Genomic DNA, 23,064 nt, shown 5'->3' on the forward strand with positions numbered 1-23,064 from the left:
TTGCCCCCTTGTCCTGGGCGCCGACCCCCTGCCGACACCTTCCGCTATGAAGGTATGGCGCCGATAAGGGCCGCTCCTCGTGCTCTCCGGTGAAGTCCGGCGGTCGGAAATCCTCCCCCCGGACCCTGGGGCCTCCGCACTGAGGAGGATGAGGGCCCCTTACATGTAAAGCCGCTCCTCGGGGGTCGCGCCCGAGCTGACCGGTCGGTAACCTGCGTTGCGCCGGGACACCCCGGCCCGACGGCTGTCGTGCCCACCCCCACGGGGCACGACGGCCGTCCTAGGGTGTGGGACATGGCGCGCGGACGGCCGTGCGATGACAGCGGGGACGACGATGGGCACGGCTGTGGGGACGACGACGTACGCGGCGCTGCTGCGCGGCATCAATGTGGGCGGCAGCCGGAAGGTGCCGATGGCCGAGCTGCGCACCCTCCTGGAGGGACTCGGGCACAGCGGCGTAGGTACGTATCTGCAGAGCGGGAACGCCGTGTTCACCAGCGACCACGGCGACGAGGACTCCCTCGCCGAGGAGTTGGCGGCGGCCCTCGCCGAGCGGTTCGACTTCACGGTCGACGTGCTGGTGCGCGACCACGCGTATCTGCGGGCCGTCCTCGACGCCTGCCCGTTCCCGGCCGCCGAACTGGAGGCCAAGCAGCTGCACGTCACGTACTTCTCGGCACCCGTCGACGCCGAACGCTTCACGTCCGTCGACCAGCGGACCTTCCTGCCCGAGGAGTTCCGCCTCGGCGACCGCGTGCTGTACCTGTACGCCCCCGACGGCCTCGGCCGCTCCAAACTGGCGGAGAGCCTGGCGAAGCCCCGGGTGACGAAGGGGATCGTCGCCACCACGCGCAACTGGAACACCGTCGTCAAACTCGTGGAGCTGACCGGTGAGTGAGCCCGGACGCAACGAGGCCGTCGAGGCGGCCGTCAAGGGGGAACTGCGTCTCCTTGACCCCGAGGTCCGCCGCTCGCCCGAACTCGCCGGCGCGCTGCTGCACCCCGACTTCCACGAGTTCGGCGCCTCCGGCCGGCACTGGGACCGCGCCGCGATCATCGACATGCTCGCCACGGCGAAGGAGCCGGCCCCCGTGTCCGCCTCAAGGATGAGAGGCGTCCAGCTCTCGGCGGACGTCGTCCACCTCACCTTCGACACGGACGACAACGGCCGCCACGTACACCGCAGTTCGCTCTGGCGGCGAGCGGGCGAGGAGTGGCTCCTGTACTTCCACCAGGGGACGCCGTTCACGGAGTGAGGCATCGTCGGGTCGCACACGCGACTGTGGCAGGCTCGGGCGTATGCGTTACATCATCATCGGAGCAGGGGCCGTGGGCGGGGCCGTCGGCGGACGCCTCGCCGAGTCGGGACACGACGTGGTGCTCGTCGCGCGCGGCGCGCACCACGAGGCGTTGCGCGAGCGGGGACTGCGGCTCGTGACACCCGACGGGCCACGCACCCACCGACTGCCCACGGTCGACGGCCCGTCGGCTTTCGGCGAACTGCGGGCGGACGACGTCCTCGTACTCGCCGTCAAGACACAGGACAGCGTGGCCGCGCTGGACACGTGGGGGCCCGTCCCGGTGGCGGGCGGCGGTACGGCGGCCGAACGGCTGCCGTTGCTGTGCGCGCAGAACGGGGTGGAGGGCCAGCGGCTCGCGCTGCGCCGCTTCCACCGCGTGTACGGGGTGTGCGTGTGGCTGCCCGCCACCTTCGTCGAGCCGGGCGTGGTGTCGGCGGCCGGTACTCCCCTCACCGGCATCCTGCACCTCGGGCGCTTCCCGCACGGGACGGACGACACCGCGCGGGCCGTCGCCGCCGACCTGTCCGCGTCCCGCTTCGAGGCGCCGGTCGTGCCCGACGTGACGCGCTGGCAGTACGCCAAGCTGCTCGCCAACCTCGCCAACGCCACCGAGGCGGTCAGCGGGAGCGTCGACAGCGAGGAGGCCGTCGCGCTGCAGGGCCGGGTACGCGCCGAGGGCGAGGCGGTGCTCGCCGCGGCGGGCATCGCGTACGCCTCGCAGGAGGAGCAGAAGGAGGCCCGGGCCGACAAGATGCGGCTCGTACCCCTCGACGACGGACCGGCGCGCGGCGGAGGGTCGTCCTGGCAGTCGCTGAGCCGTGGCACGGGCACGATCGAGGCGGACTACCTGAACGGGGAGATAGCCCTGCTCGGACGCCTGCACGGCGTCCCCACCCCGCTCAACGACCTGCTGCAGCGCCTCGCGAACGAGTTCGCGCGCGAGCGGCGTGCGGCGGGTTCGATGCCGGTGGCCGAGCTGATCCGGCTGGCCGACGAGGCGGCCGCCCCACGTGCGGCAACTCCGTGACACACGGCCCCTCGTATCCCTAGGGTGATGGAGCGATTACGGGGTGGGGGGAACCACAATGGCCGGAAGACAGTTGCCGTCGTTGCCGAAGATGCGCAAGGACGCGGTCACACGACGGCTGTGCGCGTCGGTGCATCTCGACGCGGACTTCGCCCACGAGGCGGACCGCAGACTCACCGGGGACGGCCTGAACGCCATGGGTCCGGCCCTCGGCATCAACCTCGTCGCGCTCGCCCGGCACGCGCGCGTGGCCGTCCTGCACCGCGCCGCGCTCGACCGCCGGCTCGCCTGGCTCTTCGCCGCGGGCTGGGCCACCCTGCTCGTCGGCCTGGTCGCCCTCGTCAAGGGCCACGGCCCGATCGCGATGACCGCCGTGTACGGGCCGGTGGCCGTCCTGGCCGCCGCCTGGTGGCTCGTCCACCACGACCAGGCGCGGGCCAGAGCCGCGGCCCAGGGCGTCTACCGCAGCCAGGACAAGGCCGAGAACCTCGCCCCGGCCGTCGAGACGGAGGCCGAGGCACGGCTGCACGACCTCAAGCGGGCCAACGTGATCCCGTACACCGACTCGGCGGAACGCACCAACCCGTTCGTCGGCAGCGGCGACAAGATCAAGGAAACGCTCTGGCAGCCGATCGACGTCAGCAGGCCCGCGGACTCGCCCACCGGCGGCAAACTCACCGTCCGCCCCTTCGACGCCGTCGACCTGCACACCTACGTGGCCCGGGAGATGGAAGGCGTCTCAGGACTCGACGGGCTGCGCGCCAGGAACCGCCTCTACGTGATCGGCAGCAACGCCCTCCACCTGCCCGACCTGCTCCCCGACCGCACCCGCCGGCCGGTCGCCCAGATCCCCCGGCAGCTCGTCCAGGCAGGCCTGCAGAGCCCCGGCGCCGGTATGCGCACCTACCTCTGTCTCGAACGGGTCGGCGAGGGCGGCCGGACCATCGTCTCCATGTACCTGCGGGCGCGACTGCACCGGCCCAGCCTGACCTGGGAGGTCGCCGCCTACGCGATCCCGCCGCTGCACGGCCGCTTCCACCGGGTGGACCACCTGCCCGTCGCCCGCGCAGAGAGCTGGTGGAGCCTCGTCTCGTACGCCACCACGCACGTCTGGCCCGAGCTGCGCGGTGCCTCCCGGCGTCTGCGGGCCCGGCGCCGGTACCGCCGCGAGACGGAGCGCGCCCTGACCAGGACCCGCCGCGAGATCAAGGAACGCCATCTGGTGTACGACTACGGGGCGTTCGACTCGCTGCGTGAGAGCCTCGGCGACTGGGAACAGGCCGGCTACTCGGAGAAGACCGACGCGCAGGACTTCCTGTTCCGGCTCCAGCAGGGCGTCCTGGTCGCGACCGAGCGCTTCCTCCAGGACCACAACGTCGACACGGGCTCGTTCGACAAGGCGCAGCAGATCATCAGCACCCAGACCTACAACATCTCCGGGGACATCAACGGCCCCAGCAACATCGGCAACCAGGGCCAGATCACCATGGCGGGCGGCCAGCCCCAGCACGGGCAGGGCGGTGGCGGCCAGCCGGGCGCGGGGCAGGGCGGCGGGCCGTGACCCGCACCCGCCCCTTCGACGAACAGGAACCAGGCATGAGCACCTTCAACTTCCACGGCGACATCAACGGCCCCACCAACATCGGTGACCACGGCCGCATCGAGATCAACAACGGCGCTGACGCGGCCCAGTCGCTCCGCCTCGCCGCCGAACTCGTGGAGCGGCTGCGCACCGAGAACCCGCCCCTCGTCGCCCAGGCGGAGGTCGTACGGGGCGAACTGGCCCGGGCCGAACAGGACGGCGCCGCCCCGGACCGCGGGCGGGTCCGCTCGGCCCTGGAGACGATCTCCGTGGGCGTCGCGGCCGGCAGCGGAGGGCTCGCCCTCGCACAGGAGCTGAGCCGGGTCCTGGGTCTGTGAACCCGGCCCGGCCCGCTCACCTGCGGACCGGTTACCTGCGATCCGGGTACCTGCGGACCGGGTACCTGTGATCCGGGCACCCGTGATCCGGGCACCCGTGATCCGGGTACCGGTGATCCGGGCACCCGTGATCCGGGTACCGGTGATCCGGGACGGTCACTTCGCCCGGACGACCGCCCAGGCGCCGTCGCCCAGGTCCAGTTCCAGGCCCGCGCGCAGCGGTACCGTCTGGCCGGGGCCGATCTGCTGGGACGTACCGTCCGAGCGCGTGCCCGCCCAGGTCTCGTCGCTGCGGTTCGCGATGCCGAAGCGGCCCGGCTTCGTGGGGTGTTCCACCAGTTCGGCCACCAGGCTCGCGTCCGAGTAGTCGTGCCGGGCGGGCTCGGCCTCCAGATGGTGGGCGTGCACACGGGCCGCACGCGGCAGCCGGATGTGCCGCTCGGTGCGCGGCGGGGGAGTGGTCACCGTGAGACGCGGCGGCAGCACCAGCAGCGCCCCGCAACCCCAGCACGGGCGGGACGCCGCCGACTGCTGCTCACCCGGCTCCGTCATGTTCTGCCGCCCGCACGACGCGCACTCCACCACCGCGTCCCGCACCGCCCGCAGCGCGTCGCGCCACTCGGACTCCCGCACCCGCACCGCCGGATCGTGCAGCCCGGCGGTGAAGCTGCGCCGGAACAGCTCCTGTAGTGCGCTCGCCGAGGCGTCCCAGGTGGCCAGCACGGTCGCGTGCTCCATCGGGTCGGGCTCGTTCGAGTCGTCCGCCGGGTCGAAGACGAACAGCGGGTTCTTCCCGTAGAGCTTCCGCTCGGCCGCCTCGTCCAGACAGTGGATCGCCAACTCCCGCCTGCCCTTCAGCGGATGATGGTTCATCAGGAACATGAACAGCAGCACGGCCAGCGAGTGCAGATCGGACTGCGTACCGGGACGGGCGCCGGGCTCGGCGCGCACCAGCTCGGGCGCCATGAACTCCATCGTCCCCGAGATCCCGCTCGCGTCGCCCTCCACCACCGCGTTGTCGTTGTCGCAGACGAGGATGTCACCGGTGTCCGGGTCGAAGAAGACGTTGCCCCAGGAGATGTCCCGGTAGGCGATGCCCCGTGAGTGGAGCGCCTGGTACGCCTCGACGGTGTACAGGCACGCCGTCAGCAACGCGCGCGTACTGGTGCGCAGTTGACGGCGGAAGAGCGCGGGCAGTCCCTTGAACCGGTCGGGCCGCAGCCCCATCAGGTAGCCGAACGAACCGTGGTGCCAGGGCACATACGCCTCGGGCCACAGGAAGCGGTCGTCGTCGAAGTCGCGGGACACCAACTCCCGTACGATGCCCTCCTGTTCGATGGTCGCGCAGGTCGGGTAGTACCACTTGAGGGCCTTCTCACCGGCGGACGTCTTCACCCGGTAGACCTCGCCCTGGCCGCCCGCCCCCAGCATGTCGACGACCTGGACCTCCTCACCGGTCTCCACGGTCAGGCGGGTTCCGCTGTCGAGCATGCCGGTCACCTAGGTCTCCCTCTTTCGTTCGGGTTCCGTGTCGGGGTCGGGGGCGGGGTCGAGGTCGGCTTCGGGATGGGCGGCGGGATCGGCGGCGGGATCGGCGGCGGGGTCGGTGCCGGGCTCCGGGTCGCGCTCCGGCCGCGGGCGGGCCGCGTACGAGTGCAGCAGGGCCGCGGCCAGGGTCGTGTCGTCGCCGGAGTACCGGGAGGCGTGCCGCAGCCAGTCGGGCAGCGCGGCCCGTACCCCCTCGAAGCCCTCCGTCGCGAGCCGCCCGTCCATGTCCCCGACGAACTCCGTGAAGCCCTCTTCCGAGGCGAAGCTCTTCGACAGGCCGTCCGTGGACAGCACCACCAGACGCGGCAGGCGCGCCTCCTCGAACACGGGCGCCCAGTGCGTCCGTACCGCGCGCCACGCCTGCGGCCCGCACAGCGACTCGGTCTCGTCGCCCAGGTCGTCCTCGGCGGGGGCCAGCGGCCGGTCCACCGAGCCGTCGTGGCCCACCACCGCCAGATCGCCGTCGCCGATCTGCCAGGCCGTCAGGAGCCACGGCGTCACGACCGCGCCGATCAGCGTGGTCCCGTACAGCGTCAGCTTCTCGTCGGGGCCGGGCTCGGGCCGGCCCAGGTCGGCCACCGGCCGGTGCCGCGACCAGTGCCCGAGGGCCGCCTCGCGCCAGGACTGGACGAGGGCGCGCGGCATGTCGTTGCGGGCGTAGTTCATCAGCCGGGCGAGCCCACCCGGTTCATGGCAGGCGTCGGCCGCCCGGCCGAACTCCGTCGCGAGCGCGACGAACCGGTCCACGGCGAACCGCGCCCCGAGCGCGCTGCGTGCGTGCGCGGCCGAGCCGTGGCCGTCCGCCACCGCGAGGACGAGGGGATCGGCCCCGGAACCGGTCCCGGAGAACGCGTACCAGTCCTGGTTCTGGCGTTTCCCGGTGCCCTGGATGCTTTCGGCGAGGGTGGCCCAGCGCCGTACGAGTGCCGTCACCACACGTCGTCGTCATCGTCGTCGTCGAGGACCGGCGGCGCGAACGGCTGCTTCGCCAGCGGGTCCCCCGAACCGGCGACCGGCTGCGAGGCCGCCTTGACCGCCGCCGTCGAGGCCCAGCGGATCGCCGCCGCGAGCTGCTTGGGACTGTTCGCGTCCAGCGGCTGCAACTCCGGGTTGGCGAGGAACTCCTGCAGCACCGAGCGGTCGGCGTCGTGCCCGATGGCGATCGCGACCCGGACCGCCTTGCGCCCCCAGGGCGTCGCGTCGATCGCCTTGAGACCCGCCTTCCAGTCGTCGGTCGGCACACCGTCCGAGACCAGCGCGAGGACCGGCTTCAGGGCCCGCTGCGGCATCGGCGGGCTCTGCAGCTCGCGCGAGACCAGGTGCAGCGCCTCGCCCAGGTTCGTCATGCCGTCCACCTCGACGTCCTGCCAGGTGAAGTCGTCGACGGGGACGGGAGTCTGGTGGTGCCACGTGGCCGTCGTGGAGAACGTGACCGTACGCAGCAGCAGTTGGGCCGCCGGGTTGTCGTGGGCCACCGAACGCATCTCCGGGACGGCCTCCCGGATCGCGTAGTTGAGCCGGGCGATCTTCTCGCCCTGCATCGAGTACGAGCAGTCGAGCAGCCAGATGAAGTGGACCGGACGGTTCGCCATGGGCCCGCCGGGGATGTCACTCACTGCGTGTCCTTCCGTGGGGTGTCGGGATTGGTTCCTGACCTGGGTCGGTGCGTGCCGGCACGTGTACTGGCACGTGGGTCGGTATACGTGTCGGTCAGCGCACCGCGTACAGGACGGCCGTGACGAGGAGCGCGCTCGTCAGGACCAGTGCGGTGACGAACAGGCCGAGGGCCATGCGCCGCCCCCATCTGATGTGCCGCGTCACGGTGCTCATACGGTGTCGAACCTCTTCTCTCCCGGACTCTTCTCCTTTGACCCTTTCGCCCCCTTCGCTCCCGATCCGGCGGCCGGGTCGGGGCCGATCAGGCGGCCCGTGCGCAGCCCCGACGCGGCCAGCAGCCACAGCACGGGCTCGGCGGCCCGCCGCTGCTCGCTGTCCAACGAGCCCGCGCCGGTGGCCGCGTGGGCGCTGACGGCCCAGTAGCGGTCGGCCCTGAAGTCGTGGCCGAGGGCGCGGACGAGCCCGCCGAGACCGATCTCGGTGAGCCAGGTGTCGATCCGGGCACCGGCCACCGGCAGTGAGTCGAGCTGGTCGAGGACGTCCCGTTTGGTGACGACCGTCGCCACGGACATCCTGCCGCGCCGCCCGGTGAGCGCCGACAGCTCGCCCGCCAGCCGCTGGTACGTCTCCCAGGGGCCCTGCGGCGAGGGCCGCGCGGCGGTGGCCCGGTCGGCGTCGGCGCCGCTCAGCTTCGTACGTACGGTCGGCTCGGCGAGCACGTCCGCGACCAGGACGACCCCGTCGGTGTGCGCGAGGTAGTGCTGGGCGCGCACCCGCTCGGCGTCCTCCAGGGACTCGCCCATCGGGTCGTACAGGTAGAGCAGCCGGCGGCGCCGTCCGAGCGTGACGGTCAGCATGAAGGCGCGGGGCTGGCCCCCGGTCGTGGCGTGCGCCCACGTGGCTCGCTGAAGCTCCTGGTTGAGGGAGTTCGCGGTCTGCCGGTCGTCCGTCGACGCGTACTCGACGCGCAGGCCGCTCCGCCGTGACCAGGCGTGCAGCCCCTCGACCATGGCGGCCATCAGCATCGTCTTGCCCGACGAGGTGCCGCCGACCAGCGGCGCGTGCACGACACGCGTGGTGCCCACCGCGTCCGGCAGCACCTGGTCGCAGTGCGGGCACAGGGCGGTGAGCCGGCCGCGGCCGGCGAGCCGGGTCGCCCCGAGCCGCTGCCCGCAGGAGCACATGTGCCGCAGCGCCCCGTACCGTCCGGGACGCAGCCGGGCGTGCGGCTCCCGGCAGCCGGGGCAGCGGTGCACCGCGAGCGGTACCGGCCGGTAGCAGCCCGGGTAGGGGCACTTGACGCGGATGCGCAAGGCCGTGGCCCAGCCGCGCTCCACGCCCCGCAGCACGAGCGCGGTCCCGGCGGCGCCCAGCCACACCAGGCCCAGCAGGACGGCGAAGACCGCGAGCGCGAGCGCGAGGAACACGGTCGCGAGCGTGGCGCCCACGAGGGCGCCTAGGAACGTGCCGGGCGCGACGAGCCACATCCCCAGCTGGACGAACGAGTTGCGCTCGGGGATCCCGTTCGAACGGATGCCGCGGAAGAGCCTCGCGGTCGTGTGCCGGGTCCATCGGCCCGTGAACCCCAGCCAGATCACCCGGAAGCCGAAACCGCCCGCGGTGGCCGAGTCCACCCACATCTGCCGCCACCAGTAGGCGAGTTCGGCGGGCTCGCCGTCTCCGGCGCCCCCACCGACATCCGGGATACGGGTGTCGGGCCGGCCCTCCTGCCGCGGGCCCAGGGCGGAGCACACCGCCCGGACGCCCTGGGCGAGGAGCTGCCACAGGGCGTTGCCGAAGCAGACGGCGGCGGCGATCAGCGCCACGAAGCCGAGGAGGTACTGCGCGACCGTGTTCACCGGCGCTCCCTGCCGTCGCCCGGCGGGGGTGCCACGTCGCCGTACCGCGAGGACGGGTTGTTGTCCCGGCCGCCGTCCCGACCGCCGTCCCTGCCGCGTCCGCGGCCGGTGAGGCGGCCCGCGAGGCGGCCGAGCGTCCCGGGGCGGTTCCAGGCCCGGAAGGCGTCGAGCTTGCCGCGGCCCGCGCGGTCGAGGCCCGACTCCACCAGCGCCAGATCCTCGGCGGGCAGCGCGCGCACGACGGGCCGCAGCACCTTGGCCAGCAGCGCGGCACATGTCTCGTCCCACGCCGGGTGCGCGCCCGCGTGCGAACTCCAGTCGCAGAAGCAGTCGGCGACATAGCCGGGGACGGTACGCAGCCGGTCGCCCACCCGGTTCGACTGCGCCGCCCGTTCGTACGCGGCCAGCAGGTCCGCGTCACCGGACAGGGCCAGCGCGTACAGCTCACCGGGCGGCGCCGAGCCGCGCAGCAGACGGCGCGCGAGGGCGCGGTGGACCCGTTCGAGGACCGGCGCGGGCACGGGGCGGGCGTTCGCGGCGAGCGCCGCCGCGCGCTGTACCCAGTCCAGTCCCTCGCCCTCGGTGCCGAGCAGTCCCGCGAACTCCAGCAGCAGGAGTGCCGCGCGCTGTTCCGGCGCCAGTTCCGTGGTGAAGCAGCGCAGCAGGTCGGCGGCGAGCGCCGGGATGTCGCGGTCGTCGGCCGGCGCCGCGAGCGCGGCGTCGATCAGCAGGTCCCGGGTCCCGGCGGCGCGGTGCGCGTCGGAGCCGAGTTCGTTGAGCAGCAGGCTCGCCTCCTGGCCCGTGGGCAGCTCACCGGGCCACACCAGGTCGAGCGCGGTCCGCAGCACGGCCGGTTCGGCGTGCATGGAGACCCCGGCGGTACGCACCACACCGTGGAACGCGGCCAGCCGGTCGCCCGCCCCGGCGGACGAGGCATACGCCGCGCACATCCGTAGATGCGGAAACCCCGGGTGTTCCCGCACGGGAAGCCCCGCGACGGCCAACATCCGCGCGGCGACCACCGGCCGACCGGCGGCGACGGCATCGAGCGCCCCGAAGAGAGCGATCCGAAGGGTGGGGTGAGCGACAACGGCGTCACGCAGCACGCCGAGATCCTCGGGCCGGATGGGGTTGGGGGGCTCGGTGGGGTGGACGAGACCGGCAGGGTTGGCGGGTCCGGCGGAGTGGGCGAGACCGGCGGGATACGCGGGGGCGCCGGGGCCGCCGAAGCCACCGGGACCGGCGAGACCGCCGGGATGCGCCGGGCCGCCGTGCCCGGCGGGATACGCCGGGCTGCCGGGATGCACCGGACCACCGGGGCCACCGGGTCCAGTGAGACCAGCGGGCTCGCCGGGGCGGGCGAGCCCAGCGGGACCACCGGGATATGCCGGACCGTCGGGACGCCCTGGATTGCCGGGGCCGCCGGAGCCGGCGAGCCCAGTGGGGTCGCCGGGATACGTTGGACCGTCGGGCCCGCCGGGACGCTCCGGGCGACCGGGACCGCCGGGTTGCGCCGGACCGGCAGGACGCCCCCGGCCGCCGGGACCGCCGGGACCGCCGGGGCGTTCCGGACCGCCGGGGTGGGACGGACTGGTGGGCTCGGCGGGACCGGTGGGGCGGGCGGGCCAGGCAGGGCCGGCGGGACCGGTCGCGGCGGCGTCCTGCCCGGTGCCCGGCCGGGACCCGTTCCCGGCTTCCGGGTGGGCCGGGGGCGTGCGTGTGCTCCACCACGGGACCGCGTCGGTGCGGTCGGCCGTCGTCGCCCGGGTGCGGCGGCCCGGATGGCCGGGGGCCGTACGGGCCTCCGGGGCCGCGGGCGAAGGGGTCAGCCGCGCTTCCGGGATGTCCATGAGCGCCTGGGCCAGGCGTGCCGCGAGGTCCGGGAGGAGGTCGGTGCAGTCGACCTCCAGGAGGTCGGCGACGCGCAGCAGGCCCAGCGGGCGCCCGGTCGGCGGCTGCGCCGGGTCGGCGACGCCCGCGCGGATCGCGTACCCCAGTTCCCCGCCGAGCCGCAGCCGCGCCTCGGGCGTGAACGCGGCGCCGTGGACGACGGGGACCGGCCCGTCCCCGCGCACCGCCGCCGTCAGCACCCGCGCGGCGAGCGGCGCCGAGACGAACGCCGGCACCTGCCCGTCGAGGCGTTCGAACAGCGAGATCAGCCCCGCGACGAAGTCACCCGCCGACGCCGTACCGTCCGCCGCGCCGGATGGCGTCTCGTCCGACGGCCGTGCCTCGCACAACGCCTCGACGAACTCCGCCAGTTCGCCCTCGGGCATGCTCCCCGCACGGTCACGGACCCACTGCGTCGCCGCCGTGAGCGCGGCCGGCGGGAGGGGGACACGCGCCGTGAGCGCCGCCGCGGCCAGCGAACCGAGGTCCGGCCCGTGATGCCGGAACAACTCGGGCCTGCCCGCCCGCCACACCCGGGCGCACACCTCCGCCCACGGGTCCGTCACCGCCCCGGCGGCCGGGGCGGGAGCGGGCGGCCGGGTGCAGTCGTGGACCCGGTGCCGATGGCCGTACGCCACGGTCTCGGACGACGGCAGCACACCGATGATCTGCTGCCTGGCCTGCACGGGCCGCCGCGTGTACGTCGTGAAGGTCAGCCGGTGCGCCTGCTCGCGGGGCAGCGCCGCACAGGCCAGCGCGATCCACTGGGCCACGGCCGCGCTGTCCCGCTCGACGAGCACGACCTGTCCGGCTCCCGGGTCGTCCGCGACCGCGCGGACATCCGCGAGGACCGCCGCGAGCCGGTCGGCGCGGGACGCGGCGAAGGCCACCAGCGCCTCCTGCCGCATGAGCCCCGACGGTTCGAAGCGGTCGATCGGCTCGGGCCTGCCCCCGTCCGGAGTCGTCCGGCCCCAACGCCGGGACTCCCAGGCCGTGATGGGCAGCGCGCCGTCCGGCAGTCGCACCCCGGCGGGCAGATGGAGGGCGTGCGCGTGGAAGTTGCCCCACCGTCCGCTGTAGTCGACGCCCGTGTACACGGACCGGCTCAGCAGCCGCCCGCCGTCGGAGAGTTCGCTGAAGCTGAACGCCGTCGGGAAGTCGGCGAGTTCCCCCGCGTCGGGCCGCGCGGGGGAGTCCCGCGGCGGCTCGTACCCGATGAGCTGCTCCGCCTCCCTGAGCACGCCCTGCGGCACGTCCGCGCTGACCGCCGTGAAGCGGAAGCCGGACCCGCCGGGCCCCGGCGGCGCGGAGGTGTAGTGGAGCTGGGAGAGCGTCACCTGGACTGTCCTTTCCGTGCGTTGGTCACCGGCAGCAGCCCGCGCCGGGCCAGCAGCCACAGCAGCGGATCCTCCACGCGCAACGGCTGCGGCCCCGACTTCGGTACGTCCGCCGGGGCGTCGGCGGGCGGCGGCGCACCCAGCGCGGAGAGCCCGAAGAGCGACAACTGCGCGAAGTCGCGCTCCAGTTGCCGGTACAGCGCCCCGGAGTCCCAGTCCGCCAGCTGGGAGCGCAGCTCCTCGTGCACCGCGAGCCGGTCGTCCTCGTCGAGCGTCCCGCCGTCGTGGGTGGCGCTGCGCAGCAGCGGCGAGTGCGGGTCGAGCAGTGGCCGCAGCATGTCCGTCTTCGTCACGGCCACCGCGATCGGCGTGCTCACCCGGCCGCGCGAGCCGCCCCGCCCGTGCGCCCGCAACTGCGTGGCGAGGTCGGCCGCGATCTGCTGCGGCGGTGTCTCCACTGCGGGCAGCGGCGGCCCGTCCCCGAGCGGCAACCGGTCCCGTACGGAACCGAGTTGCAGCGGGTCTACCAGCAGGATGATGCCGTCGGCCGCGCTGAGGTAGCGGGTGTAGCGGTCCACGGCGTCAGCGCCCGCGAGGTCCTCACCCGCCGCGTCGAAGAACACGAGCGTCGTGTGCCGGCTGCCCGAACCGAGGCGTCCGCGCCGGGGCAGGCTCAGCCGGTACAGCAGCGGATCGTTGAAGCCCAGCGCGGCGGGACGGGTCGCGTCCGGCAGCCGCAGCCGCTCGTACAGGTCCTGTGCCATCTCCTTGTCGCGCTGCTGCGTGCCCTGGCCCATCGCGGCGAGCGAGGCGTCGAAGGCCTGGCCGACCCGCCGGTTCAGCTCGTTGACCAGTACGGCGACATAGGTGCTCTTGCCGGACGCCTTCGCGCCGACCAGGGCGATGATCCGGCTGTCCTGCTCGCAGTAGTCACTGGGCAGATCGCTGTGGCAGGAGCCGCACACCCGGACCGTCGTGGTCACGCCACAGCCAGGGCAGACGGCGGGACCCGCGTGCGCGGCGGGCCGCAGCCTGGACACCGCCGAGCGCGGCCGGTTGAAGACCGGGCCGCGCATCCGGGCCGACGGCGGGATGCTCGGGCCCATGAACTCGGCCCACACGTCGTCGCGTTCGGGCCCGCAGGGCTGGGAGCCGCGCACCCCGCCCGCGATCATCAGACAGCGGTAGGGCAGCCCGGCGGCCGACGAACGGGCGAAGCAGTAGGGGCAGATGACGGTCGTCATGGGTTCAGCGCACCACCAGGGTCGCGGGGGACGGTTCTTCGAGTCGTACGGACGTGGCGTGCTCGCCGAGCAGGAACCCGCGCAGGGTGTACGGGACGGGACAGGGCGCCGAGTCCAGCTCGTACTCGACCGTACGCAGTTCCAGGAGCTCGGCTCCGGCGATCCTGAGCACGGTCGTGCCGTCGGCGGGCCCGCGCGGGCGCAGGGTCCCGCTGCGCGCCACACAGACGAACTCCGGCAGTGAATCAGGGAGTCCGGTCTGAACCCCCTCGGACGACGGATCGGATGAGGGATCGGACGAGGAGCCGGGTGATGGGTCGGGTGCTGGATCGGGAGAAGAGAGGGTCACGCGGATCAGCGGTTTGCCGCGCCGCAGCATCCGGCGCGGCCCGGGCACCAGGCGGTACGCGACGGACGCGTCCGGCGGCAGCACCGCCTCGGCGGCCGACGGCAGCGCCACCACGGACCCCGAGGCGCGCGGCGCGGGCACGGCCCTGACCCGGACACCGCCCCGGCCGACCGGCAGCCGCAAACCCTGACGCCGGTACTGGTGCGCGGCGACGGCCCTCTCGCCCGTGCGCCCGTCGCCCTCCGTCCAACTGACGGTCAGCAGACCGGTGCCCTCGGGCCAGTCGAGGACGACCTGCACCTGACCGTCCGCCTGCCGCCGCGCGCTCAGCCCGGTCACGGGGACGGGCGCCTCCACGGTGACGGTCGGCCCGGCCACGGCACGTTCCCCGAGCACGGCGACGGCCGCCACCTCGGCATGCGTGCCGGGCGGCGGACACAGCACCTCACCATCGCCGTCGCCGTCCCGACGGGACCACGGGAGCGGTACGGGCACCTCGGAGACGGCCAACTCGGTTCCGGGGAAAGGCGCTTCACCGGGCCAGCACACGAGCCGTACCTCCGTGCCTTTCCTGGGCAGGCCGTCCTCGCCGCCCGTCCAGGTGAACCGGATTCCCTCGCCCTCCGCCGTGGCCGTGAGCGTCCGTACGGGGTCGGGCCAGCGGTGCACCGTCCGGGTCGCCGCGGCGCCGGCAGAGGCCACGGACTGTCCCTCGGGCGTGCGGTAGTGGCAGACGACCCGGAACCGGTGCGGGCCGGGCGGCAGCCCGGTGGCGGTGAACCGGCCGTCCCCGCACGGCAGGTGTGCGGTCAGGCCGTCGGGACCGGTGTGCTCGACCGTCACCTCCGTGGCGCCCGGCGGGGTCCGCCAGGTGCCGTCGATCCGCTCCCGGCCGTCCGTCAGCGCGAGATCGCTCACCTCGGGGGTGACCGCCATCTCCCGCGCGACGAGGGGTACGCCGTCGACGCGGCCCTGGCGCACGGGGAGCGCCACGTACCGCACCACGCTCCCGAGCGGTACCGCCCGGTCCTCGATGCCGCCCGCGCCGCCCTCAGCCGGGGCCACCTGGCGCACCTCGCGTACCTCGGTGCTGCCTCGCCCGGTCCGCCGGAGCCGCAGGATCCGCCAGGTGACGCCGGGTTCTGTCGCGTCCCAGGTCAACACCGCCGACTCCGGGCCCAGTACGCACCGCAGCGGCTCGGCGCGGTCGTCGTGGCGGGGCCGGTGGATGCGTACCAGGCTGAACAGTGCCTTGCGGTCGTCCGCCGCGAGGCGCAGGACCCGCAGGTACTCCTCCGTCGCGGCCTCGGTGTCGCCGGCCCGCTCGGCGTCACGGGCCGCGTCCAGCGCGGCGTCGGCATGGCCGAGGCGGCGGGAGAGGGTGGTCCGGAGCGTGCCGAGCGACGGGTCGCGGCCGGTGCGCGGCAGCCGCTCCAGGAGTGTGCGCACACGACGGAGCCGGTGCTCGGCCCAGGCGTCGGCCAGTGACTCGGCGGCGGCCCGCTGCGCCCTGTCCAGGACCGGGCGGACGCGGGCGGCGGCCACGAGGCCCGCGGCCTCCTCGGCGTGGATGCCCAAGGAGCGGGCGGTGTCGGGGTGTTGGCCGCGCGGGTGGTCCTGGAGCAGTTCGATCAGCTGGTACAGGACGACTCTGCGCAGGGTCTGCGGGTCGTGTCGGTGGAGTTCGGCGAGTTGGTTCGCGAGGGCGGCTGCCGGGCCGGTGCCGCGGCCCAGGTCGGCCAGCAGCGCGTGGTCGACGCGTCGTCGGCCGCGGGCGCCGACCGGGACGAACACGCCGTCCAGGACGCGTAATCCGGGGCCTGAGGTGAACAGTTCGCCGATGTGGCGCAGGCCGGCGGCGTGTTGGGTGGCGAGGAGGTGGGCGTAGCCGGGGGTGAGGGGGGAGAGGGGGAGTGCGGACAGGGCTCGGGGCAGGCCGAGGTGATGCCCGAACTCCTGACCTGCCACCTGTACCGCTCCCCCGGTCGTGCCTGCGACCGACATCCCATCAGATTCGGGGGGTGGGAGGGGGTGGATTTCGGAATCCGGCGAGGTGGGAGGGGTTGTGTGGGCCGGGTGGGTCTGAAGTGAAGAACCAAAACGTTCCTCGCCCCCGCCGCCCCTACCCACCCCGTCACCACATGGGGGCTCCGCCCCCTATCCCCCCATTGCGCAGTTCCCCGCGCCCCTACGTACGTAGGGGCGCGGGGAACTGCGCAGTCTTTTGGCCCGCCCCCGCCGGCCCGCACCTGACGGTTCAGGCGCCCAGGGCTGCTCGCGCGGTCGGCGCAAGCGCCTCCTCGTAGCGGGTGAGGAGCAGTTGCGCGACCTCCGGCGACGCGCCCAGTACCGGCGCCAACACGTCCGCCTCGGACGCACCAACCGCCACCCGGTCCGGCAGCCGCCCCGGCGCGAGGAAGTACGGCGCCACGACCACCCGCCCGCACCCCAGTTCGCGCAGCGACCGCACCACATCCTCCGTGCGCGGCAGCGACGTGCCGGAGGCGAACGCAGGCCGCACGGCGCACCAGCCGGTGCGCCGCCACTCCCGCGCGATTTCTGCGATCACTGCGATCGCCTCCGGGTCCGTGGACCCCGCCGCGGCCAGGACGACCCCGGTCGAGGACTTGTCGGCGGGGGCGAGCCCCGCCTCGTACAGCCGCCGTTCCAGCGCGGCCGTCAGGAGCGGTGACGGGCCCAGGACCTCGGCCTGCCGGATCCGCAGCCGGGCCGGTGCCTCGTTCAGCACCGACGGGATGTCCGTCTTCGCGTGGAAGGCGCGGGTCAGGAGGAGGGGGAGGGCCACGACGTCGCGTACGCCCTCCGCCGCCAGGGACTTCAGCTTGCCCGAGACGGACGGGAGGTTGAACTCCAGGAAGCCGGTCTCCACGCGCACCCCGGGCCGCCGCGCCCGCACCTGGCGTACCAGGGCGTGCACGGTCGCGGCATGGCGCGGGTCGCGGCTGCCGTGGGCGATGACGAGGAGGACCGGTCGGGCCATGGAGGTCAGCTTTTCACCAGGAGACCGCGGCTGCGCAGCACCCACCGCTCCAGCGGGCTGAAGATCAGCAGGTCGATGGCGATACCGACGATCAGGATGAGGAGGATGGCGAGGAACACCATGGGCATGCTGTTGGCCGTACGGCCGTTCTCCAGCAGCTGGCCGAGGCCGACGCCCAGGTCGGGCGAGGACGCGATGATCTCGGCGGCCATCAGCGAACGCCAGGAGAACGCCCAGCCCTGCTTGAGCCCGGCGAGATAACCGGGCAGCGCGGCCGGGATCACGATGTGCCAGGTGCCGCGCAGGCCCGTCGCGCCCATCGTGCGGCCCGCGCGCAGGAACAGCGGCGGGACCTGGTCGACGCCGGAGACGAGCCCGTTGGCGATGGAGGGGACCGCGCCGAGCAGGATGACCGCGTACATCATCGAGTCGTTGAGGCCGAGCCACAGGACCGCCGGCGGCACCCACGCCACCGACGGCAGCGACTGGAGGCCGGACAGGATCGGGCCGATCGCCGCGCGTACGAACTTCACGCGGGCGACCAGCAGTCCCAGCGGGGTGCCGATGACGAGGGCCATCAGGAAGCCGAGCAGGCCGCGCGAGACGCTCGTCCAGATGTATTCGAGGAGCGTGCCCTCCAGCCAGGCCTCCTGGACCTCGTCCCAGACGGCGGACGGCGCCGGCAGCTTGTAGCTGTCGGTGACCTCCGCCCACACCAGGACCTGCCAGACGATCAGCACCAGCGCCACGGCGACGATCGGCGGGAAGACCTTCTCCATGAAGGTCGTGCGGAACGGGGCCCTCTTCGACTGGACGGTGTCCAGCGCGTCGAGGCCCGCCTCCAGTCCGGCGAGATCGCCCCCGCCGTCCTTCGCGGCGGGAGCGTCACCGTCCTTGACGGTGCTCGTCTCAGTGCTGGCCATGTCGGCGGATCTCCCCACGCAGTTGTTCGGTGATCTCGACGGACAGTTCCGCCACGGCGGGGTCCTCGATGCGGCGCGGCTGCGGGATGTCGACCGTCCACTCCCGTGCGATCCGCCCCGGGCGCGAGGACAGCAGCACCACGCGCTCGGCGAGCCGTACCGCCTCGCGCACGTTGTGCGTCACGAACAGCACCGACACGTTCGTCTCGTGCCAGATCCGGGTCAGTTCGTCGTGCAGCACGTCCCGCGTGATGGCGTCCAGAGCCGCGAACGGCTCGTCCATCAGCAGCAGCCGGCTGTCCTGGGCGAGCGCGCGGGCCAGCGCGACCCGCTGCCGCATACCGCCGGACAGCTCGTGCACCCGCTTGCCGTACGCGCCCTTCAGCCGGACGAGCTCCAGGAGCTCCTCCGTCCTGGCGCGGCGGTCGTTCTTGGGCAGGCCCCGCAGTCTCAGGGCCAGTTCGATGTTCTTGCCCGCGGTCAGCCACGGGAAGAGGGCGTGCTCCTGGAACATCAGGGCCGGGCGGCCGTCGGTGCTGATGCCGCCCGTGGACGGCTTGTCGAGCCCGGCGACCAGGTTGAGCAGCGTCGACTTGCCACACCCGGAAGCTCCCAGGAGGGTGACGAACTCGCCGGGCGCGACATCGAGGGTGATGTCGTCCAGGACGAGCTGCTGCCCGGCGGGGCCGGCGAAGGACTTCGAGACGTGCTCGATCCGGGCGGCGTACTCCACCGACGTACCGGCTTCGGCGTCGGCGGTCTTGGCGAGGGCGGTTGCCACGGTCGTCACCTCCTGGGAACTCATGGGTGTGCTGGCCTGAACTCTCGGCGTTCCGGGCTTACTTGACGCCGAGGCCGGCGTCGTCGACCGCGCTCGCGCCCTCGGCCTCGAGGACCTTGTTCAGTGGCGCGAGGTCGTAGATGCCGTCGAGCTTGGGCTTCTCCAGCAGACCGGCCTTCACCGCGTGCTCCGCCTCGGTGTTGAGGGTCGAGGCCAGCGGGTCGTCGGTGAACTGGATCGACTTCCACGCCGGGTCGATGACCTCGGCGGGCAGCTCCTTGCCGGACAGCTCCTTGAGCTTGGTGTTGGCGGCGGCCTTCGCCTCGTCCGGGTTGGCGTTGATCCACTTGTTGGTCTTCACCGAGCCGCGCAGCACGGCCTCGACGACGTCCGGGTGCGCCTTGAGGAACTTCTGCGACACGATGATGTTCGTGATCACGAACTTCTTGTCGGGCCACAGGTCGGCCTCGTCGAGCAGCACCTTCGCGCCCTCGGCGACCAGCTTGGACGCGGTCGGCTCCGGCACCCACGCGCCGTCGATGGACCCCGACTTGTAGGCGTCCGGCGTGATCTTGTTGTCCGTACGGACCACGGAGACGTCGCCCTTGCCGCTCTCGGCGTCGACCTTCCAGCCCTGCTCGGCGATCCAGTTGAGGAACGCCACGTCCTGCGTGTTGCCCAGCTGCGGGGTGGCGATCTTCTTGCCCTTGATGTCCTTGGTGGACTTGATCTTGTCCGGGTTCACCACCAGCTTCACCCCGCCCGAGGCGGAGCCGCCGATGATCCGCAGGCCCTTGCCGTCGGTCGTGCTGTAGCCGTTGATGGCGGGGGAGGGGCCGATCCAGCCGATGTCGATCGAACCGGAGTTGAGCGCCTCGATCTCGGAGGGACCCGCGTTGAACTGGGAGTACGAGGCCTTCGTGCCCCCGAGCTCCTTCTGCAGCAGCCCCTCCTGGTCACCCACGAGTGCCGTGGCGTGCGTCAGGTTCGGGAAGTAGCCGATCCGGACGGTGTCGGCGGAGAGCTTCTTGCCCTCGGCGGCGACCTTCGAGGTGTCCTCGTCCTTGTCGGAGCCGTAGCCGCAGGCGGCGAGGGTGAGGAGGGGAAGAGCGGCGGCCACGGCTATGCCGCGGCGAAGCAGTGTGGAGCCCTTGGCAGGCACGGGAGGGTTTCCTCTCGTTGGCCCGGCGGTCACGGTTCTTCAGGTCGTGGCCGGGAGGTCGGCAGGTCTTCGTCGTATCCGCGACGGCGGGCGGGGGGACGGGGCGCGCAGGCAGTGCGCGTACGTCAGCACGCACATCGCGCGACCCCGCCCTGCCCGGCACCGAGGGCGCCGCTGCCGACGCGGCCGCCCTCCTTCGCGAACGTGGAGTAGAAGTCCCTGGTGGCCGTCATGTCAGAAGTCCCACCCGTCCTCGTCCGCCTCGGCCCTGACCGGCTCCGGGGAGGCGAAGGACTCGCCGACCATGCCCGCGGTGAGCGTGGTCCCGTCGGAGGGGTCGATCAGGATGAACGAGCCGGTGCGCCGGGAGTCGGCGTACGAGTCCACCGGCAGCGGCTCGGCGGTACGGATCTTCACGCGCCCGATGTCGTTGGCGACCAGGTGGCCCGGGTGCGGGTGCAGGGACAGGTCGTCGAGGGTGAGCCGCGAGGGGATGTCCTTGACGATCGCCTTGACCGTGCGGGTGCCGTGCTTGAGCAGCACGCGGTGGCCGATGGTCAGCGGTGCGTCGGCCACGTGGCAGACCGTCGCCTCGATGTCCTGCGTGGTCGCGGGCGCGTCCTTGGTCGGCACGATGAGGTCACCGCGCGAGATGTCGACGTCGTCCTCCAGGAGGACCGTCACCGACTGCGTCGTCCAGGCCAGGTCGACCGGCTCGCCCAGCAGGTCGATGGAGGCGATCCGCGAGGTACGGCCGGAGGGCAGCACGGTGACCGCCTCACCGACGCGGAACGCGCCGGCCGCGATCTGACCGGCGTACCCGCGGTAGTCCGGGTGCTCCGCGGTCTGCGGGCGGATCACGTACTGCACGGGCAGCCGCGCGTGGCAGGTCGCGAGGTCGTGGCTGACCGGCAGGGTCTCCAGGTGCTCCAGGAAGGTGGGCCCGCCGTACCAGTCCATGTTCGCGGAGGGGTCCACCACGTTGTCGCCGGCGAGCGCGGAGATCGGGATCGCGGTGATCTCGGGAACGCCCAGCTCGGAGGCGTACGCCGTGAACTCCTCGGCGATCGCGGCGAACACGGGCTCCTGGTAGTCGACGAGGTCCATCTTGTTGACGGCGAGCACGACGTGCGGGACGCGCAGGAGGGCGGCGATCGCGGCGTGGCGGCGGGTCTGCTCGACGACACCGTTGCGCGCGTCGACCAGGACCACCGTCAGCTCGGCGGTGGACGCCCCCGTCACCATGTTGCGGGTGTACTGCACATGCCCCGGCGTGTCCGCGAGGATGAACCGGCGCTTGGCCGTGGCGAAGTAGCGGTAGGCCACGTCGATGGTGATGCCCTGTTCGCGTTCGGCGCGCAGGCCGTCGGTGAGCAGGGCGAGGTCGGGGGTGTCCTGGCCGCGGTTGCGTGAGGCGTGCTCGACGGCTTCGAGCTGGTCGGTGAGGACCGACTTGGAGTCGTGGAGGAGGCGTCCGACGAGGGTGGACTTGCCGTCGTCGACGGAACCCGCGGTCGCGAACCGGAGCAGCGTCGTCTCGGACAGCTGCTCGACCGACAGCGGCTCGATGGGCTCGGTGGGCTCGATGGTGCTCGTCATGGCTAGAAGTACCCCTCGCGCTTGCGGTCTTCCATCGCGGCCTCGGACATCTTGTCGTCGGCTCGGGTGGCACCCCGCTCGGTGAGCCGGGAGGCGGCGATCTCGGTGATCACGGCTTCCAGGGTGGTGGCGTCGGAGTCGACCGCACCGGTGCAGGACATGTCGCCGACCGTGCGGTAGCGCACCAGGCGCCTCTCGACCGTCTCGCCGTCCTTGGGGCCGCCCCAGTCGCCTGCGGTGAGCCACATGCCGGCGCGCTGGAAGACGTCCCGTTCGTGCGCGAAGTAGATCTCGGGCAGGTCGATGCCCTCCCGGGCGATGTACTGCCACACGTCCAGCTCGGTCCAGTTGGACAGCGGGAAGACCCGGACATGCTCGCCGGGGGCGTGGCGGCCGTTGTAGAGGTTCCACAGCTCGGGACGCTGGCGGCGCGGGTCCCACTGGGAGAACTCGTCCCGCAGGGAGAACACGCGTTCCTTGGCGCGGGCCTTCTCCTCGTCCCGGCGCCCGCCGCCGAACACCGCGTCGAAGCGCTCGGCCTGGATCTTCTCCGTCAGCGGCAGCGTCTGCAGCGGGTTACGGGTGCCGTCGGGACGTTCTTTCAACACACCACGGTCGATGTACTCCTGTACGGAGGCCACATGGAGCCGCAACCCATGCTTCTTGACGGTGCGGTCGCGGTACTCAAGGACTTCCGGAAAGTTGTGTCCGGTGTCCACATGCAGCAGCGAGAACGGCACCGCGGCGGGCGCGAACGCCTTCAGTGCCAGGTGCAGCATGACGATGGAGTCCTTGCCGCCGGAGAAGAGGACCACCGGCCGCTCGAACTCGCCCGCCACCTCACGGAAGATGTGCACCGCCTCGGACTCCAGCGCGTCCAGGTGGCTCAGGGCGTACGGGCTGCTCGTCCCCTCCTCGGAGACGTCGGCAACGGTCGTCGTCATGCGAGACCCCTCTCGGCGAGCAGCGCGTAAAGCGCCGCCGCGGACTCCTGCACGGACTGGGTGTGCGACTCGATGCGCAGATCGGGCGACTCGGGCGCCTCGTACGGGTCGTCGACCCCGGTGAGCCCGGAGATCTCGCCCGCCGCCTGCTTGGCGTACAGGCCCTTCACGTCCCGCTCGCTGCACACCTCGACGGGCGTGGCGACATGCACTTCGAGGTACGCGGCGCCGCTCGCCTGGTGGCGCTTGCGCACCGCCTCGCGGCTGTCGGCGTACGGGGCGATGACCGGTACCAGCGTCTTGACGCCGTTGCGGGACAGCAGGTCGGCGAGGAAGCCGATGCGCTGGACGTTCGTGTGCCGGTCCTCGCGGCTGAAGCCGAGGCCCGCCGTCAGGAACGTCCGGATCTCGTCGCCGTCGAGCACCTCGACGCGGTGGCCCTCCTCGCGCAGCCGTCCGGCCAGTTCGTACGCGATGGTGGTCTTGCCGGCGCTCGGCAGACCCGTGAGCCAGATGGTGGCTCCGGTCACTTGGTTCTCCTGGTTCATCGAGGTCGTCGGGC

At 72.8% G+C, this 23,064-nt stretch carries 19 protein-coding genes; 5 read left to right on the forward strand and 14 right to left on the reverse strand.

Annotated elements, in window-relative coordinates; all coding sequences use genetic code 11:
- The first annotated feature begins 316 nt into the window (after positions 1-316).
- From IE278_RS09385 to IE278_RS09405, 5 genes are read left to right on the forward strand one after another with little or no spacing between them, the layout of a single operon-like run.
- Positions 317-898 carry a DUF1697 domain-containing protein gene (locus tag IE278_RS09385; RefSeq protein WP_246570210.1) on the forward strand — a complete coding sequence of 194 codons (582 nt, stop codon included), beginning with the start codon at positions 317-319 and terminating at the stop codon, positions 896-898.
- Positions 891-1,256, forward strand: coding sequence for a nuclear transport factor 2 family protein (locus tag IE278_RS09390; RefSeq protein ID WP_189770665.1), 366 nt, complete (start codon positions 891-893; stop codon positions 1,254-1,256). Before IE278_RS09385 ends, IE278_RS09390 begins: the two co-directional genes overlap by 8 nt.
- A 43-nt stretch (positions 1,257-1,299) precedes the next feature.
- On the forward strand, positions 1,300-2,328 hold the full coding sequence (locus IE278_RS09395) for a ketopantoate reductase family protein (RefSeq protein WP_189770667.1): 1,029 nt from the start codon (positions 1,300-1,302) through the stop codon (positions 2,326-2,328).
- A gap of 58 nt (positions 2,329-2,386) precedes the next feature.
- The gene (locus IE278_RS09400) at positions 2,387-3,889 is read left to right on the forward strand and encodes an AbeC-like domain-containing protein (RefSeq protein WP_189770669.1); all 1,503 of its coding nucleotides are present in this window, start codon (positions 2,387-2,389) and stop codon (positions 3,887-3,889) included.
- A 35-nt stretch (positions 3,890-3,924) separates the two neighbouring features.
- Positions 3,925-4,248, forward strand: a complete 324-nt coding sequence (locus tag IE278_RS09405) for a hypothetical protein (protein ID WP_189770671.1) — start codon at positions 3,925-3,927, stop codon at positions 4,246-4,248.
- 156 nt (positions 4,249-4,404) lie between these two features.
- Here the strand turns inward: IE278_RS09405 and IE278_RS09410 are convergent, their stop codons facing one another.
- The 14 genes from IE278_RS09410 to cysC form a co-directional block, all read right to left on the reverse strand.
- Positions 4,405-5,748, reverse strand: a complete 1,344-nt coding sequence (locus IE278_RS09410) for a serine/threonine protein kinase (protein ID WP_189770673.1) — start codon at positions 5,746-5,748, stop codon at positions 4,405-4,407.
- On the reverse strand, positions 5,749-6,729 hold the full coding sequence (locus tag IE278_RS09415; protein WP_246570211.1) for a protein phosphatase 2C domain-containing protein: 981 nt from the start codon (positions 6,727-6,729) through the stop codon (positions 5,749-5,751).
- Positions 6,726-7,388 carry a vWA domain-containing protein gene (locus tag IE278_RS09420; RefSeq protein ID WP_189770994.1) on the reverse strand — a complete coding sequence of 221 codons (663 nt, stop codon included), beginning with the start codon at positions 7,386-7,388 and terminating at the stop codon, positions 6,726-6,728. The genes IE278_RS09415 and IE278_RS09420 overlap by 4 nt, the downstream gene beginning before the upstream one ends.
- Positions 7,389-7,622: 234 nt before the next feature.
- On the reverse strand, positions 7,623-9,272 hold the full coding sequence (locus tag IE278_RS09425; protein WP_220451674.1) for a TRAFAC clade GTPase domain-containing protein: 1,650 nt from the start codon (positions 9,270-9,272) through the stop codon (positions 7,623-7,625).
- Entirely contained in the window at positions 9,269-12,499 is a 3,231-nt protein-coding gene (locus IE278_RS09430) for a GTPase-associated protein 1-related protein (protein ID WP_189770675.1), read from the reverse strand. The genes IE278_RS09425 and IE278_RS09430 overlap by 4 nt, the downstream gene beginning before the upstream one ends.
- Positions 12,496-13,743, reverse strand: a complete 1,248-nt coding sequence (locus tag IE278_RS09435) for a TRAFAC clade GTPase domain-containing protein (protein WP_189770677.1) — start codon at positions 13,741-13,743, stop codon at positions 12,496-12,498. Before IE278_RS09435 ends, IE278_RS09430 begins: the two co-directional genes overlap by 4 nt.
- Before the next feature lie 4 nt (positions 13,744-13,747).
- Positions 13,748-16,060, reverse strand: coding sequence for a hypothetical protein (locus IE278_RS09440; protein ID WP_189770678.1), 2,313 nt, complete (start codon positions 16,058-16,060; stop codon positions 13,748-13,750).
- Between the two features lie 289 nt (positions 16,061-16,349).
- Entirely contained in the window at positions 16,350-17,093 is a 744-nt protein-coding gene (locus IE278_RS09445) for a sirohydrochlorin chelatase (RefSeq protein ID WP_189770680.1), read from the reverse strand.
- 5 nt (positions 17,094-17,098) lie between these two features.
- Positions 17,099-18,016: an ABC transporter permease gene (locus IE278_RS09450; protein WP_189770681.1), complete on the reverse strand. Its 918-nt coding sequence runs from the start codon at positions 18,014-18,016 to the stop codon at positions 17,099-17,101.
- Positions 18,003-18,821, reverse strand: coding sequence for an ABC transporter ATP-binding protein (locus tag IE278_RS09455; protein ID WP_189770682.1), 819 nt, complete (start codon positions 18,819-18,821; stop codon positions 18,003-18,005). Before IE278_RS09455 ends, IE278_RS09450 begins: the two co-directional genes overlap by 14 nt.
- A 34-nt stretch (positions 18,822-18,855) precedes the next feature.
- Positions 18,856-19,959 (reverse strand): aliphatic sulfonate ABC transporter substrate-binding protein, encoded by a 1,104-nt coding sequence (locus tag IE278_RS09460; RefSeq protein ID WP_189770683.1) that lies wholly within the window; start codon positions 19,957-19,959, stop codon positions 18,856-18,858.
- 234 nt (positions 19,960-20,193) lie between these two features.
- Positions 20,194-21,558: a sulfate adenylyltransferase subunit 1 gene (locus IE278_RS09470; protein WP_189770690.1), complete on the reverse strand. Its 1,365-nt coding sequence runs from the start codon at positions 21,556-21,558 to the stop codon at positions 20,194-20,196.
- A gap of 2 nt (positions 21,559-21,560) precedes the next feature.
- Positions 21,561-22,502 carry a sulfate adenylyltransferase subunit CysD gene (gene cysD, locus IE278_RS09475; protein WP_189770692.1) on the reverse strand — a complete coding sequence of 314 codons (942 nt, stop codon included), beginning with the start codon at positions 22,500-22,502 and terminating at the stop codon, positions 21,561-21,563.
- Positions 22,499-23,050 carry an adenylyl-sulfate kinase gene (gene cysC / locus IE278_RS09480; protein WP_189770995.1) on the reverse strand — a complete coding sequence of 184 codons (552 nt, stop codon included), beginning with the start codon at positions 23,048-23,050 and terminating at the stop codon, positions 22,499-22,501. Before cysC ends, cysD begins: the two co-directional genes overlap by 4 nt.
- Positions 23,051-23,064: the final 14 nt, after the last annotated feature.

Source organism: Streptomyces tauricus (assembly GCF_014650955.1).
Taxonomy (GTDB): domain Bacteria; phylum Actinomycetota; class Actinomycetes; order Streptomycetales; family Streptomycetaceae; genus Streptomyces; species Streptomyces tauricus.

Coding starts and splice junctions, on each gene's coding strand:
- IE278_RS09385 (WP_246570210.1), top strand. CDS start 317: ATGACAGCGGGGACGACGATGGGCACGGCTGTGGGGACGACGACGTAC.
- IE278_RS09420 (WP_189770994.1), bottom strand. CDS start 7,388: ATGGCGAACCGTCCGGTCCACTTCATCTGGCTGCTCGACTGCTCGTAC.
- IE278_RS09395 (WP_189770667.1), top strand. CDS start 1,300: ATGCGTTACATCATCATCGGAGCAGGGGCCGTGGGCGGGGCCGTCGGC.
- IE278_RS09445 (WP_189770680.1), bottom strand. CDS start 17,093: ATGGCCCGACCGGTCCTCCTCGTCATCGCCCACGGCAGCCGCGACCCG.
- cysD (WP_189770692.1), bottom strand. CDS start 22,502: ATGACGACGACCGTTGCCGACGTCTCCGAGGAGGGGACGAGCAGCCCG.
- IE278_RS09450 (WP_189770681.1), bottom strand. CDS start 18,016: ATGGCCAGCACTGAGACGAGCACCGTCAAGGACGGTGACGCTCCCGCC.
- IE278_RS09470 (WP_189770690.1), bottom strand. CDS start 21,558: ATGACGAGCACCATCGAGCCCACCGAGCCCATCGAGCCGCTGTCGGTC.
- IE278_RS09435 (WP_189770677.1), bottom strand. CDS start 13,743: ATGACGACCGTCATCTGCCCCTACTGCTTCGCCCGTTCGTCGGCCGCC.
- IE278_RS09455 (WP_189770682.1), bottom strand. CDS start 18,821: ATGAGTTCCCAGGAGGTGACGACCGTGGCAACCGCCCTCGCCAAGACC.
- IE278_RS09405 (WP_189770671.1), top strand. CDS start 3,925: ATGAGCACCTTCAACTTCCACGGCGACATCAACGGCCCCACCAACATC.
- cysC (WP_189770995.1), bottom strand. CDS start 23,050: ATGAACCAGGAGAACCAAGTGACCGGAGCCACCATCTGGCTCACGGGT.
- IE278_RS09400 (WP_189770669.1), top strand. CDS start 2,387: ATGGCCGGAAGACAGTTGCCGTCGTTGCCGAAGATGCGCAAGGACGCG.